13 protein-coding genes are annotated in these 13,493 nt (G+C 72.3%); 8 read left to right on the forward strand and 5 right to left on the reverse strand.

The genetic code is table 11. The features are described from left to right. Positions 1-156: 156 nt before the first annotated feature. Genes AB0F71_RS26260 through AB0F71_RS26270 form a run of 3 tightly spaced genes read right to left on the reverse strand, consistent with a single transcriptional unit; the run spans position 157 to position 3,385 of the window. Positions 157-1,233, reverse strand: a complete 1,077-nt coding sequence (locus AB0F71_RS26260) for a low specificity L-threonine aldolase (protein WP_360238858.1) — start codon at positions 1,231-1,233, stop codon at positions 157-159. Continuing rightward, positions 1,230-1,988 carry an SDR family NAD(P)-dependent oxidoreductase gene (locus tag AB0F71_RS26265; RefSeq protein ID WP_360238703.1) on the reverse strand — a complete coding sequence of 253 codons (759 nt, stop codon included), beginning with the start codon at positions 1,986-1,988 and terminating at the stop codon, positions 1,230-1,232. Before AB0F71_RS26265 ends, AB0F71_RS26260 begins: the two co-directional genes overlap by 4 nt. Then, a complete protein-coding gene (locus AB0F71_RS26270) occupies positions 1,985-3,385 on the reverse strand; it encodes a DUF6421 family protein (RefSeq protein ID WP_360238705.1) in 1,401 nt (466 codons plus the stop codon). Before AB0F71_RS26270 ends, AB0F71_RS26265 begins: the two co-directional genes overlap by 4 nt. 502 nt (positions 3,386-3,887) lie before the next feature. Here AB0F71_RS26270 and AB0F71_RS26275 point away from each other — a divergent pair. The 5 genes from AB0F71_RS26275 to AB0F71_RS26295 all read left to right on the forward strand — a co-directional run bounded on the left by AB0F71_RS26275 (position 3,888) and on the right by AB0F71_RS26295 (position 8,330). Then, positions 3,888-4,781, forward strand: a complete 894-nt coding sequence (locus tag AB0F71_RS26275) for an ABC transporter substrate-binding protein (RefSeq protein WP_360238707.1) — start codon at positions 3,888-3,890, stop codon at positions 4,779-4,781. A 101-nt stretch (positions 4,782-4,882) separates the two neighbouring features. Further along, positions 4,883-5,704: an amino acid ABC transporter permease gene (locus tag AB0F71_RS26280; RefSeq protein ID WP_360238860.1), complete on the forward strand. Its 822-nt coding sequence runs from the start codon at positions 4,883-4,885 to the stop codon at positions 5,702-5,704. Beyond that, complete coding sequence (locus AB0F71_RS26285; RefSeq protein ID WP_360238709.1) at positions 5,701-6,459, forward strand: amino acid ABC transporter ATP-binding protein; 759 nt, start codon at positions 5,701-5,703, stop codon at positions 6,457-6,459. The genes AB0F71_RS26280 and AB0F71_RS26285 overlap by 4 nt, the downstream gene beginning before the upstream one ends. A 159-nt stretch (positions 6,460-6,618) precedes the next feature. Then, positions 6,619-7,197 carry a DUF5134 domain-containing protein gene (locus AB0F71_RS26290; RefSeq protein ID WP_360238711.1) on the forward strand — a complete coding sequence of 193 codons (579 nt, stop codon included), beginning with the start codon at positions 6,619-6,621 and terminating at the stop codon, positions 7,195-7,197. 185 nt (positions 7,198-7,382) lie between these two features. Continuing rightward, complete coding sequence (locus tag AB0F71_RS26295) at positions 7,383-8,330, forward strand: M56 family metallopeptidase (protein WP_360238713.1); 948 nt, start codon at positions 7,383-7,385, stop codon at positions 8,328-8,330. 53 nt (positions 8,331-8,383) lie between these two features. Here the strand turns inward: AB0F71_RS26295 and AB0F71_RS26300 are convergent, their stop codons facing one another. After that, a complete protein-coding gene (locus AB0F71_RS26300) occupies positions 8,384-8,833 on the reverse strand; it encodes a MarR family transcriptional regulator (protein WP_360238715.1) in 450 nt (149 codons plus the stop codon). An 87-nt stretch (positions 8,834-8,920) separates the two neighbouring features. Between AB0F71_RS26300 and AB0F71_RS26305 the strand changes: the two genes are divergently transcribed. Both AB0F71_RS26305 and AB0F71_RS26310 read left to right on the forward strand, forming a co-directional pair. Then, positions 8,921-10,435: an MFS transporter gene (locus tag AB0F71_RS26305; protein ID WP_360238717.1), complete on the forward strand. Its 1,515-nt coding sequence runs from the start codon at positions 8,921-8,923 to the stop codon at positions 10,433-10,435. A 200-nt stretch (positions 10,436-10,635) separates the two neighbouring features. Continuing rightward, positions 10,636-11,274 (forward strand): helix-turn-helix domain-containing protein, encoded by a 639-nt coding sequence (locus AB0F71_RS26310; protein ID WP_360238719.1) that lies wholly within the window; start codon positions 10,636-10,638, stop codon positions 11,272-11,274. 88 nt (positions 11,275-11,362) lie between these two features. On the opposite strand, the gene AB0F71_RS26315 is transcribed toward AB0F71_RS26310, so the two are convergent. Then, positions 11,363-12,229: a helix-turn-helix transcriptional regulator gene (locus AB0F71_RS26315; RefSeq protein ID WP_360238721.1), complete on the reverse strand. Its 867-nt coding sequence runs from the start codon at positions 12,227-12,229 to the stop codon at positions 11,363-11,365. 418 nt (positions 12,230-12,647) lie between these two features. On the opposite strand from AB0F71_RS26315, the gene AB0F71_RS26320 reads away from it, so the two are divergent. Then, positions 12,648-13,217: an ATP-binding protein gene (locus tag AB0F71_RS26320; protein ID WP_360238723.1), complete on the forward strand. Its 570-nt coding sequence runs from the start codon at positions 12,648-12,650 to the stop codon at positions 13,215-13,217. Positions 13,218-13,493 lie beyond the last annotated feature (276 nt).

Here is a 13,493-nt window from a genome sequence, read left to right on the forward strand (position 1 = left end):
GGATTCGCTTTCCGCTTTGTCGCCCCGGTCTCCCGCGGCGACTCCGGAACTGTACGGGGACCGACCCGCCACATGCAAATCGCCTCCGCCCGGGGTCCGGGCGGAGGCGATGCGGTGTCAGATCCGGCTGTCAGGTCCGGCTGTCGGGCCCAGCTGTCAGGCCCGGCCCATCTCCTCGGCGATGGCCGCCGCGAAGGCGTCGATGTCGGCCTCCGTGGTGTCGAAGGAGCACATCCAGCGCACCTCACCGGTCTGCTCGTTCCAGAAGTAGAAGCGGTAACGCTTCTGCAGCCGCTCGCTGACCTCGCGCGGAAGGATCGCGAACACCGCGTTGGCCTGGACCGGGCGCACGACCTCGACGCCGTCGATCTGCCGGACCGCGGCATCCAGGCGGCGGGCCATCGCATTGGCGTGGCCGGCGTTGCGCAGGTAGAGGTCGCCCGCGAGCAGCGCCTCGAACTGGACGGAGACGAAGCGCATCTTCGAAGCGAGCTGCATCGAGGTCTTGCGCAGGTACTTGATGTTGCGCACCCGCTCCGGGTTGAGCACCACCACGACCTCACCGAGCAGCAGGCCGTTCTTCGTACCGCCGAAGGACAGCACGTCGACGCCCAGGTCGGTGGAGAAGGCCCGCATCGGCAGGCCGAGCGAGTCGGCCGCGTTCGCCAGGCGGGAGCCGTCCATGTGGACGAGCATGCCGAGCTGGTGGGCGTGGTCGATGACCGCGCGGAGCTCGTCGACCGTGTAGAGGGTGCCGAGCTCGGTGCTCTGGGTGATGGACACCGCGAGCGGCTGCGCGCGGTGCTCGTCGCCGAAGCCGTAGGCCTGCTGGTCGAGCAGCTCGGGGGTGAGCTTGCCGTCCGGGGTGGGGACGGTGTGCAGCTTGATGCCGCCCATCTTCTCCGGCGCGCCGCCCTCGTCCACGTGGATGTGGGCGGTGTCGGCGCAGACCACGGCGCCCCAGCGCGGCAGCAGCGCCTGGAGGGCGACCACGTTGGCGCCGGTGCCGTTGAACACCGGGTAGGCCTCGGCCTTGTCGCCGAAGTGGCGGCGGAAGACGTCCTGGAGGTGCGTCGTGTACTCGTCCTCGCCGTACGAGATCTGGTGGCCGCCGTTGGCGAGGGCGATCGCGGCGAGTACCTCGGGGTGCACGCCCGCGTAGTTGTCGCTGGCGAAGCCGCGAACGGCGGGGTCGTGCCGCCGTACCGCGTCCGTACGGGTGAGGTCGGTCATCGGGCTGTCAGCCACAGGTGCTGTCCGTTCAGTTCTGCTGCGGGGCGGTCCCAGAGGTCCGCCAGGTGTCCGGCGAGGTCGGCGGTGTCGGTGAAGCCCGTGAACTTGGCCTCCGGCTTCTCGGCCCTCATCTCGGGGCTGACCAGCGCCTTGATGACCAGGATCGCAGCTGCGGCGGTGGGCTCACCGTCCGGGGAGGTGGTCTCCTTCTTGAAGGAGTCGGCCATCGCGAGGGTCCAGGCCTCGGTGGCGGCCTTGGCGGCCGCGTAGGCGGCGCCGCCCGCGGTGGGCTTGTGGGCGGCCGCGGCGGAGACCATCGCGTACCGGCCGGCGGGGCTGCGGACCAGCGCGGGCTGGAAGGCCAGCGAGGTGTGCTGGAGGGTGCGCACCACGGTGTCGTGCAGGAAGTCCCAGTCGTCCAGGCGGCTGTCGAAGAAGGTCTTGCTGCCGCGCCAGCCGCCGACCAGGTGGAACAGGCCGTCGACGTGGCCGTGCTCGGCCTCCAGGTGGTCGGCCCAGTCGTGGACCTCCTGCGGGTCGAGCAGGTCGATCACCTGGCCGCTCACCTTAGCTCCGCGCACCGCGACCCGGGTGGCGTCCAGGGCGGACTCCAGGCGCCGGGGGTCGATGTCGGCGCCGATCACGGTGGCGCCCTCGGCCGCGAGGCGGCGCAGCACGGCCTGGCCGGCCGGGCCGCTGGCTCCGGCGACCGCGATGACCTTGCCGGCCAGCTTGGTGGAGGGGTTGGTGGTCACGCGGCGACTCCCTGGATACCGGCGCCGGTGATGCCGGCGGTGGCGGCGATGACGCCGCGGAGCTTCTTGGACAGGGCCTCGTAGAACATGCTCAGCGGGAACTCGTCCGGGAGCACGGCGTCGCACAGCGCCTTGTTCAGGGCCTTGCCGTCGGTGATGTCGAGCGGGAGGGCCTCGGGGCCCTTGGCCCAGGTCGAGGCCGGGTGCGGGGTGAGGTAGCGGGAGACCAGCTCGTAGGCGGCGATCCAGTGGGCCGGCTTGGGCCGGTCGATGCCGTCGCGGTAGAGGGTCTCGATCTCGGCGCAGAGGGCGTTGGTGACCTGCGGGGCGCGCTCCCAGTCGATGGTGAGGCGGTTGTCGCGCCAGCGCAGCGCGTCGTGCTTGTGCAGGTACGCGAAGAGCAGCTGGCCGCCCATGCCGTCGTAGTTGCGGACGCGGTCACCGCTGACCGGGAAGCGGAACAGCCGGTCGAAGAGGATCGCGTACTGGACGTCGCGGGCGTGCGGGTTGCCCTCGGCCTCCAGCTGCACCGCCTCCTTGAAGGTGGTGAGGTCGCAGCGGAGCTCCTCCAGGCCGTACATCCAGAACGGGCTGCGCTGCTTGATCATGAAGGGGTCGAACGGCAGGTCGCCGTGGCTGTGGGTGCGGTCGTGGACGAGGTCCCACAGCACGAAGGTCTCCTGCGCGCGCTGCTGGTCCTGGAGCAGGCCCTCGGCGTCGGCCGGGATCTCCAGGCCGAGCTGCTGGACGGCGCTGGTGGTGACGGCGCGGAAGCGGGCGGCCTCGCGGTCGCAGAAGATGCCGCCCCAGGTGAACCGCTCCGGCGCCTTGCGCACGGCGACCGTCTCGGGGAAGAGCACGGCGGAGTTGGTGTCGTAGCCGGCCGTGAAGTCCGTGAAGGTGATCGGCACGAACATCGGGTTGTCGAACCGGGTGCGCTCCAGCTCGGCCAGCCAGTCGGGCCAGACCACGCTCAGCAGGACGGCTTCCAGGTTGCGGTCCGGGTTGCCGTTCTGGGTGTACATCGGGAAGACGACGAGGTGCTCCAGGCCGTCCTCGCGCCGCTCGGCGGGCTGGAAGGCGAGCAGCGAGTCCAGGAAGTCGGGCTCGCGGTAGCCGGTGTCGGCCCACTTGGCGAGGTCCGCGTCGACGGCCTTCAGGTAGGCGGCGTCGTGCGGGAAGTACGGGGCGAGCTCCTCGATGGACGCCCGGACGTCGGCGACCAGCGGGTCGACGGTGTGGCGCTGGACCGCGGACAGGTCGATGGAGCCGTCCTTGGACTGCAGCGGGCGCAGCGTCTCGACGGCCTCCTTCAGGCGCAGCCACGCCGGGTGAGCGGCGAGGGTCGAGGCCGGGGCGTCGGCCGCCGCAGCGAGCCTTGGCGAAAGATTCTGCATCGTGGACTCACTTCGACAGGAGTTATTTCAACGAGGACACCATAAGTACGAAAGGTTCTCCCGTTCAAGGGGGTCCCAACCGGCAAACCTCCCGTGTACCGCCGCTCCGGCCCCGGAAGTTCCGCCGGAGCCCCGGGTTGTCCGGTATGTGGACGGTTTCCTGGATGTTCTGGACAGCCGCGCCGTTGTGATGCGAACCTCCCCGCATGCTCCCGGAGGTGATCACGGTGGCCGAGCGCCACGACAACCCGTTCCGGGCGCCCTCCCGTCAGCAGGCCTGTTGTCCCTGCCGCCGCGCGCCCAGCCGCTGCCACTGCCGCCGCTGTCGCTGATCCGGCCCGGGGCGCCGCGGACGCGGGCCCGTACGCCGACCATGCCGTGTGTGTTCCGGCGCCGCCACCGGGGGGAAGTGACCCGCCGGGAAGCGGCCCGCCCGGTCCGGCCGCAGTACCCCACCGGTCCCTCCCCCTCGTCCCGCCCGGTCCTCCCCTGGAGCCCTGCCATGAGCCTGCGCAAGCCGTCCACCCTCCTGCCCCTCACCGCGCTGGCGGTCGCCGCCGCCGTACTCACCGGGTGCGCGCCGCAGGACGCCAAGTCCGACGGGGCCGCCGCCTCCGGCGCCCCGGGCACCGCGGGTGCGGCGGCGGGCTGCGCGCCGGGGGCGCTGGCCACCCGGACCGCCGGGAAGCTGACCGTCGGCACCGACAAGCCGGCGTACGACCCCTGGTTCTCCGAGGACAAGCCGGAGAACGGGAAGGGCTTCGAGTCGGCCGTGGCGTACGCGGTGGCGGAGAAGCTGGGCTACCCGAAGGACAAGGTCGGCTGGGTGGTCGCGCCGTTCGGCAAGGCGACCGCGCCGGGCGCCAAGGACTTCGACTTCGACATCAACCAGGTGTCCATCAGTGACGAGCGCAAGCAGGCGGTGGACTTCTCCTCCGGCTACTACGACGTGCGCCAGGCCGTGATCGCCTTGAAGGGCTCCAAGGCGGCGGGCGCGAAGAGCGTCGCCGACCTCAAGGGCGCCAAGCTGGGCGCGCAGGTCGGCACCACGAGCCTGGACACCATCACCAACACCATCAAGCCGAGCACCCAGCCGGCCGTGTTCGACTCCAACGACCTGGCCAAGGCCGCGTTGAAGAACGGTCAGGTGGAGGCGCTGGTCGTCGACCTGCCGACGGCGTTCTACATCACCGGCGCCGAGGTGCCGGAGGCCCAGGTGGTGGGGCAGTTCGAATCCGCCTCGAAGACCGAGCAGTTCGGGCTGGTGCTGGACAAGGGCTCCAGGCTGACGCCGTGCGTCTCGCAGGCGGTGGACGCACTGCGCGCGGACGGGACGCTGGCCAAGCTGGAGAAGCAGTGGCTGTCGGACGCCGTCTCGGCACCGGTGCTCAAGTGAGTGCGGAGGCGGGCCCGCCCGGGCCGGTCGACACCGCCGGAGCCGCGGCCGGGTCCGCCTCCCCGGCCGGGGAGGACGGGTACCGCCCGTCCGAGCGGCGGCTGGCGCACGAGGCGTACCGGCGGGCGCGGGCCCGCCGTTCGGCGCTGGTGGCCACCGCCTCGACCGCGCTGACGGCCGTCGCCCTCTACCTGCTGGTCGTCAACTCCCCGGGCTGGGAGGTGACCAGGCGGACCTTCTTCAACCTGGACTACGCCCGCCAGGCGCTGCCCGAGGTGCTCCGGGGGCTGCGGCTCAACCTGGAGCTGATGCTCGGCTGCGGCGCCCTGATCCTGGTGTTCGGGCTGCTGCTGGCGGTGCTGCGGACGCTGCGCGGGCCGGTCTTCCTGCCGGTGCGGCTGCTGGCCACCGCGTACGTGGACTTCTTCCTCGGGCTGCCGATGATCATCTGCCTGCTGGTGATGATCACCGGGGTGCCGGCGCTCCGGCTCACCGGGGTGACCACCGACCCGCTGCTGCTCGGCGGGGCCGCGCTGGTGCTGACGTACTCGGCGTACGTGTCGGAGGTGTTCCGCTCCGGCATCGAGTCGGTGCACCCGAGCCAGCGGGCGGCCGCGCGCTCGCTGGGGCTGACCAACGCCCAGGCCATGCGGTACGTGGTGCTGCCGCAGGCGGTGCGGCGGGTGGTCCCGCCGCTGATCAACAACCTGGTGAGCCTGCAGAAGGACACCGGGCTGGTCTCGATCGGCGGCGCGATCGACGCGGTGTACGCGGCGAAGATCATCGCGGCGCACTCCTTCAACTTCACGCCGTACCTGGTGGCGGGGCTGGTGTTCATCGTGCTGACCGTTCCGCTGACCCGGGTCGCCGACTGGCTGACCGCGCGGATGAACCGTCGGCAGCTGCAGGGAGGTGCGGTTTGAGCGGGACGGAGGTGCTCCGGCTGGAGTCGGTGCGCAAGAGCTTCGGCGGCCAGGTGGTGCTGCGCGACGTCGGCCTCGCGGTGCCCGAGCACTCGGTGACGGCGCTGATCGGGGCGTCCGGCTCCGGGAAGTCCACCCTGATGCGGTGCGTCAACCTGCTGGAGGGGATCGACGACGGCGCGATCTTCCTGGACGGCGAGGAGATCACCGACCCGCGCGCGGACGAGGACGCCGTGCGGCGCCGGATCGGGGTGGTCTTCCAGTCGTACAACCTGTTCCCGCACATGACGGTGCTGGAGAACATCACGCTCGCGCCGCGCCGGGTGCACCGGGTCGGCCGGGCGGAGGCCGAGGAGAAGGCGCTCGCGCTGCTGGACCGGCTCGGGCTGACGGCGAAGGCCCGGGAGTACCCGGACCGGCTCTCCGGCGGACAGCAGCAACGGGTCGCCATCGTACGGGCGCTGGCGGCCGGGCCCCGGCTGCTGCTGCTCGACGAGATCACCGCCGCGCTCGACCCGGTGCTGGTCGGGGAGGTGCTGTCGGTGGTGCGGGACCTCAAGGAGCAGGGGATGACGATGGTCCTCTCCACCCATGAGATGGGGTTCGCCCGCGAGGTCGCCGACCAGGTCTGCTTCCTGGACGACGGGGTGGTGCTCGAACAGGGGCCGCCGGAGCAGGTGTTCGGCGATCCGCAGGAGGAGCGGACCCGGCAGTTCCTCAGCCGGATCGTCGCCTCGGGGCGGCTCCAGGGCTGAGGAACCGCCGGCCCGGGGGCGCTCGGCGGGGGCGTGGGTCTCCCCGGGTGGATCTCACCACGCCGGTCACCACTGTGCGCCCCCGTACGCGCCCTGGCCGCCTCGGGGCGGAGCGGTGATCGTGGACGGGACGATCGTCCGCGCCCCGGGAGGCCGCCGTTGCACGGACCCACCCTGGTCAACTGGCTCCTCGCCCTCCTCACCGCGACCGCCGGCGCCTACTGCCTGACCCGCCTGCGGCAGCCCTCCTGCGCCGCCGCGCCCCACGACGCGCCCCACGGCGCGCACCGCGCCCACCCGCCGCTCGCCCGGGAGTCCGACGCCGCCGAAGCCCTGATGGGGCTCGGCATGGCGGCGATGGCCGTCACCGGCGCCACCGTCCCGGCCACCGTCTGGGCCGTGCTGTTCGGCCTCCCGGCGGCCGTCTTCCTGCTCGCCGCCCTGCAGACGCCCCGCGGCCGCGGCCACCGGCTGCACCACGCCGTCGGCGCGCTCGCCATGACGTACCTGGCCCTGGCGATGACCGTCTCCCCCACCGGCCACCACCACCCCGCCGCCGCCGGAGCACCCCTGCTGACCGGCGCCCTGCTGCTCTACTTCGGCGGCTACGCGCTCTGGACCGGCGCCCGGCTGCTGCGCACCCCGGCCGGGACCCTCGTGGTCGGCACCACGGGTCTGCCGCAGGCCTGCCGACTGGCCATGGGGATCGGCATGTTCGCCATGCTCCTGACCATGTGACGCTCCCGGACCGGCCCGTCCCACGTCCGGACCGGCCCGGTACCGCTCGCTACGGCCCGGCCCGGGTCCCGGCCGCGTGGCGTTGGTCACTGGCTCGCCGAAAGCCGTTCCACCGGGCGTTGCCAGCGCATAGGTTGACAGGGAGCGCGCTGTCGCGCTCCGTGCGTACTCGGGGAGCCCATGCGATGACTGCCCTGACCGGCCTGCTGCTGCTCGGCCTGCTGCTCGCCACCGTGGTGCCCCGGCTGCTGGCCCGGGCCCGCTGGGTGGAGCGCGAACCGGTGCTGGCCCTGCTGGTGTGGCAGTGCGTCGTGGTGGCCGTCCTGCTGTGCTGCGCCCTGGGCCTGGTCCTCGCCGCCTCCGCCGCCGAGCCCGCGCTGCGCGCCTGGGTGTTCGCCGGGGCCCCGCACGGCGTGGAGGCCGCGTACGGTCTCCAGGACGCCGAGGGCTGGGGGCGGCTGTGCGCCGCGGTGCTGGCCGCGGGCGCATTGCAGACGGTGCTGGCGCTCACCCGCGAGGTCCGTACGGCCAAGGCCCTGCGCGACCGTCGGCACGCCCAACTGGCGACCAGGGCACCGGAGTTGCCCGAGGCGATCGAGGCCGCCCGGAGCCGCCGGGAGCGGCTGGTGGTACTGGAGAACGTCCGCCCCGAGGCCTGGTCGCTGCCCGGCCCGAACTCCCTCCTGGTGGTCACCACCGGTGCCCTCCAGCAGCTCACCGACCGGGAGTTGGCGGCCGTGCTGAGCCACGAGCGCGGCCACGTCCGTGCCCGGCACCACTGGCTGCAGCAGTTCGCCCAGGCGCTCGCCTCCGGCTTCCCCGGCATCCGGGTGTTCCGGGCCTTCCGGGACCAGGTGGCGGAGCTGGTCGAGCTGGCGGCCGACGACCGGGCCGCCCGCCGGCACGGGCGGCACACCACCGCCCTCGCGCTGGCCGAACTCAACCTGGACCGCGGGGTGTTCGGCTCCTGTCCGCCCGGGCTGGCACAGTCCCCGAAGCGGGTGGACCGGCTGCTCGCGGGCCGACCCCGGCTCTCCGCCCTGCACCGGCTGCGGCTGACCGCCGCCGCTCTGGCCGCGCCCGCCGCAGCCGTCCTGCTGGCCGTCGCCCCTGGGCTGAACTCGTTGCTCTAGGACCATCGCCAGGGCACTGAACGCACCCGCCGTACAGTGAAGTTGACGTAGCGTCAGCCGTGGGCCGAGGACTCCCCGCAGAGCGGGGCGAACCGGCCGCCGAGGGTCTGCCCGAGCACCTCGCGATGGAGCGGCCGGGCCTGGTCGTAGCGCTCCCGCCCGGCCGGAGTCAGGGCGATCATGATGCCCCGCCGGTCGCTCTCGCACATCGCCCGGGTCACCAGCCCGCCCTTCTCCAGGCGGGCGATCAGCCGGGAGAGCGCGCTCTGGCTCAGGTGGACGGTCGGCGCCAGCTCGCTGGACCGCAGGGCGGGCCGGCCGTCGCCCCGGCAGCCCTCCACCAGGCGTTCCAGCACCTCGAACTCGCTCATGCCCAGCCCGTACTTCTCGCCGAGTTCACGGTCGAGCGCACAGACGGCCGAGGCGTGCCGGGCCAGCAGCTCGCGCCATTCCGCGATCAGACCGGCCTCCGCCGAGGCCTCGAGGGGGTCGAGTTCAGCCACGCCGCCAGGTTAGCACGTGCACCGTAAATTTATGCGTTCACATCTAATTCATTTGCATTGAATGCACGTGCATGTACTCTCCTCCCCATGACCACCGCGACCGTCACGTCTCCCGACGCCCCGTCAACCAGCGGGCTGAACTGGACACCCCGCCTCTGGGGCACCCTGCTCGTGCTCTGCGCCGCCATGTTCCTGGACGCCCTGGACGTCTCGATGGTGGGCGTCGCCCTCCCCTCCATCGGCTCCGAACTGCACCTCTCGACCTCCACCCTGCAGTGGGTGGTCTCCGGCTACGTGCTCGGCTACGGCGGCCTGCTGCTGCTCGGCGGCCGCGCCGCCGACCTGCTCGGCCGCCGCCGGGTCTTCCTGGTCGCCCTCGGCGTCTTCGCCGCCGCCTCGCTGATCGGCGGGCTGGTCGACGACGGCGGCCTGCTGATCGCGGCCCGCTTCCTCAAGGGCGTCAGCGCCGCCTTCACCGCCCCCGCCGGGCTGTCGATCATCACCACGACCTTCGCGGAGGGCCCGGCCCGCAACCGGGCGCTGTCGATCTACACCACCTGCGGCGCCAGCGGCTTCTCGCTCGGCCTGGTGCTGAGCGGACTGCTCACCTCGGTCGGCTGGCGCTGGACCTTCCTGATGCCCGTCCCGGTCGCGCTGCTCGCCCTGCTGTTCGCCGTCCGGCTGCTCCCCCGCCCGGTCGAGGAGCCCGCCAAGGGCGGCTACGACGTGCTGGGCGCGATCACCGGAACCGCGACCGTGCTCCTGCTGGTCTTCACCGTGACCGAGGCCCAGGGCGCCGGCTGGCTGAGCCTGCGCACCCTCGGCTCGCTGGTCGTGGTCGCCGCGCTGGCCGCCGCCTTCCTGCTCGCCGAGAGCCGCGCCGCCCACCCGCTGGTCCGGCTCGGCATCTTCCGCAACGGCTCGGTGGCCCGGGCCAACATCGTCGCCTTCGCGATGGCCGGCGCGTACGGCGGCTTCCAGTTCGTCGTCACGCTCTACCTCCAGCACCTGCTCGGCTGGTCGGCCCTGGAGATGGCCCTGGGCCTGCTGCCGGCCGGCGCCTTCATCGCGTTCTCGGCCCCGTTCATGGGCCCGATCGTGGACCGCTTCGGCACCGGCCGGCTGCTGCCGATCGGCCTGCTGGCCCTGGTCGGAGCCTTCGCCCTGTTCCTGCGCCTGGACGAGCACAGCTCGTACCCGGTCCTGGTGCTGCCCTCGATGCTGCTGCTCGGCGTGGGCTTCGCACTGGCCTTCCCCTCGGTGAACATCGCCGCCACCGACGGGGTGGCCGACGAGGAGCAGGGGCTGGCCTCCGGACTGGTGAACACCGCGATCCAGGTCGGCACCGCGGTGGTGCTGGCCGGGGTGACCGCGATGCTCACCGCCGGGAGCGCGGGCGGCGACAGCCCGCAGGCCCAGCTGGACGGCTACCGGCCGGCGCTGGTCCTGGTCACCGCGGTCGCGCTGATCGGGCTGGCGGTCGCCGCGACGGGTGCCCTGGTGGACCGGCGCCGAAGGGCAACTCCCGTATCGGTGCCGGATTATGATTACCCGTCCGCCGCGCCGTCCGTGGCCCGTACCGAAGTCCTGACCGAGCGCTGACCCACTGGCCCCGCCCCGTACGGCCCCCGGCCGTCGGGGCACTGGTGCCGGCTCCACCAAACCCCCGTGTTGGTGGAGCCGGCCGTATGTGTACCGGCCGCCCGGGGCGGCACCCGCGTGAGGGCGCACGGTTCCACGGCGCGACTGCCGGCTGCGCAAGTATATTGGCCCGGAGTCAACGAACGTTCGGAGCAGACACGATGGCACCTCGCGGGGATTCGGTCAACGAGGAGATGCGGCAACGCTCCCGCCGACGCATCATGCGGGCCACCGTCGAACTGGTTGACCAGCACGGTTACGCCGGCACCACACTGACCGACATCGCCGAACGGGCCGGTCTCGCCCGCGGTCTGCTCTCGTACTACTTCGACGGCAAACGACTGCTGATGCAGGCCGCGACGCACCGGCTGATGCACCAGTCGCTCTCCGGCGCCCTGGCCGAACTGCCGCCGGACGCCACCCCCGAGACCCGGCTGGCCCGCGCGATAGACGCCGTCCTCGCCCTGGCTCTGGACCACCCCCGGGTGATGCGCTCGCACCTGGCGCTCATCCTCGATCCGGACACCGGCGCCTTCGTCCAGGAACCGGAGCAGCAGCAGCTCGGCGCGATCCTCCAGGGCCTGCTCGACGACTGGGGCGCACCGGACCCGGTCGCCGAACACGCGGTACTGCGCAGCGCACTGATGGGCGGCTGCATCGGGGTGCTGCTGCCGGGCGCGGAGATCCCGCTGGCGCCGATCCGGGCCGACCTGTTCCGCCGCTACGACCTGCCCTGGGAACTGGGCCGCCCGCCGCAGCCGCTGCCGCCGGAACGCGAGCGGCCGCCGGCCCGCGGTTGACGGGGTCGGCGGCCGACTCGGACTGCCGTGCGGACGAGCGCCTCCCGGGCGGGAGCGGGGGATCTCCCAGCCCCCGCCCGGGAGTTGCTCAGCGTTCCTTGAGGATCGAGGAGAGCAGGTCTATGGTGCGCTCCGGCGTGAGACTGTCCACGCAGAGCCGCTCCATGACCTGGACGTACGCGTCCACGTCGTCCCGCTTGTCCAGGTACAGCGCGCTGGTGAGCTGCTCCAGGTAGACCACGTCCGCGAGGTCCTGCTCCGGGAAGCGCAGGATCGTGAACGCCCCGGACTCGCCCGCGTGCGCGCCGAAGCGGAACGGCATGACCTGGATGACCACGTTGGCCTGCTCGGCGACGTCGATCAGGTACTGGACCTGGCCGCGCATCACCTTGGGCCCGCCGACCGGCCGGCGCAGCGCCGCCTCGTCGATGACCGCCCACAGGCGCGGGCTGGCGCCCTCGGTCAGCAGCTTCTGGCGGCGCAGCCGGAGACTGACCCGGCGCTCGACCTCCTCCTCGCTGATGACCGGCCGACTCTGGCCGAAAACCGCCCGTGCGTACTCCTCGGACTGCAGCAGTCCGGGGATGAACTGCACCTCGTAGGTGCGGATCAGCTGGGCGGCCTCCTCCAGGCCGACGTAGGTCTGGAACCAGCCCGGCAGCACGTCGTTGAAGCTGTGCCACCAACCGGACTTGTTGGCCTCGCGGACCAGGCCCAGCAGGGCCTCCCGCTCCAGGCCGTCGTCGACGCCGTAGAGACTCAGCAGGTCGGCGACGTCGCGCTCCTTGAAGCTGACCCGGCCGAGCTCCATGCGACTGATCTTGGATTCGGACGCGCGGATCGCGTAGCCCGCGTCCTCTCGGGTGATGCCGCGCGCCTCTCGCAGGCGACGCAGCTGCGAGCCGAGGAGGATCCGGCGGACCATCGAGCCGCCGCCCGGCTGAACTGTGGTCATGCGGTCGAAACCTCCACCTAGGGCAAACAGCGCACAGTCTGCCATCAGTTGAGCGCTCACGGTGCCGATACTGACGGATGTTCCTATCAGTTCCGCACTCCGCACACCAGGATGCACGTGCATCCGGCGCTTGCATATGCCAATAGTGCGACTGCACGTGAATCGACTCTTGCATCTGCAGTGAGCGCACACCACCATGGTGCACGTGCACCTGCACATCCCTGGCAATCCCGCGGGCTCCGCGTCGACCCCACGCGCGACTCCGTGCACCGGCCCGACGGCGTCCCCCGCGCCATCGGGCGTTCGAGTGCGCGCGCGCCTGGTCGAGGGGGCGGCCGAGCGGCCGAGCGAGTCGGAGGTGACCGGCATGACCCCGGCGGGTCCAGCCGTGTCCGCCCCCTTATGGGAGGAGCTCTTCATGAGCACCGGTACGGCTTTGGCAGTTGACCCCCATGTGGTCACCTGTACGCTCGCTCCTCGCTTCGAAGCCGTGAGATCCGCACGCGACTTCGCCCGGGCCTCGCTCCAACGCTGGGGCCTGATGGAGCTGTTCGACGACGTCGCCCTGGTGGCCTCGGAACTCGTCACCAACGCGCTCCGGCATGCGATCGGCGCACGGCCCGACCCGTCGGGCGGCGCCCTGGGCGAGTACGACTTTCCCACACAGCCGACCCCGGAAGGGCGGCTGCCGATCCGAATAAGCCTGGTGCACCGCTCCCCCCAGGTGGTCTGCGCGGTGAGCGACCCGAGCAGTGCCGGACCGGTGGCGCGGGAGGCGGACTTCGTCGCCGAATCGGGCCGCGGACTGCACCTGGTGGAGTCGTTCAGCCGCTCCTGGGGCTGGCACCCACTGGGCAGCGGCAAGGTCGTCTGGGCCGTGTTCGAGGCGGAGACCGGCTGCGGCAGCGGACTGGACGCCACCCTGCTCGACGGCACCGCGCCGGCCGGCCGGGTCGAAATCGGTGGTCGGCACCGGCGCTCGGCCTAGGGCGCGTCTTGTGGATCAGGCCAGGCCCGCCGCACGGCGCACGGCCGGCCGAGGAACGCCCCGGGAGGACCACACCCCGGGCCCTCCGGCCCGCCCCCGCGCCGGGCCGGCCCGCGACCCCGGCACCAGCGGCGACTACCCGCTCCGGGTACTGCGGCTCCGGACCCGCAGCACCGGCGGGAGCATCCGCGGCAGCACCCGCACCACCCCGGCAGGCCCCGCCGGACGGTCCGCCACCGGACCGCTCACGAACGCACGGGCCCGCCGCCCCCGGCC

The organism is Kitasatospora sp. NPDC028055 (assembly GCF_040637885.1).
Classification (GTDB): domain Bacteria; phylum Actinomycetota; class Actinomycetes; order Streptomycetales; family Streptomycetaceae; genus Kitasatospora.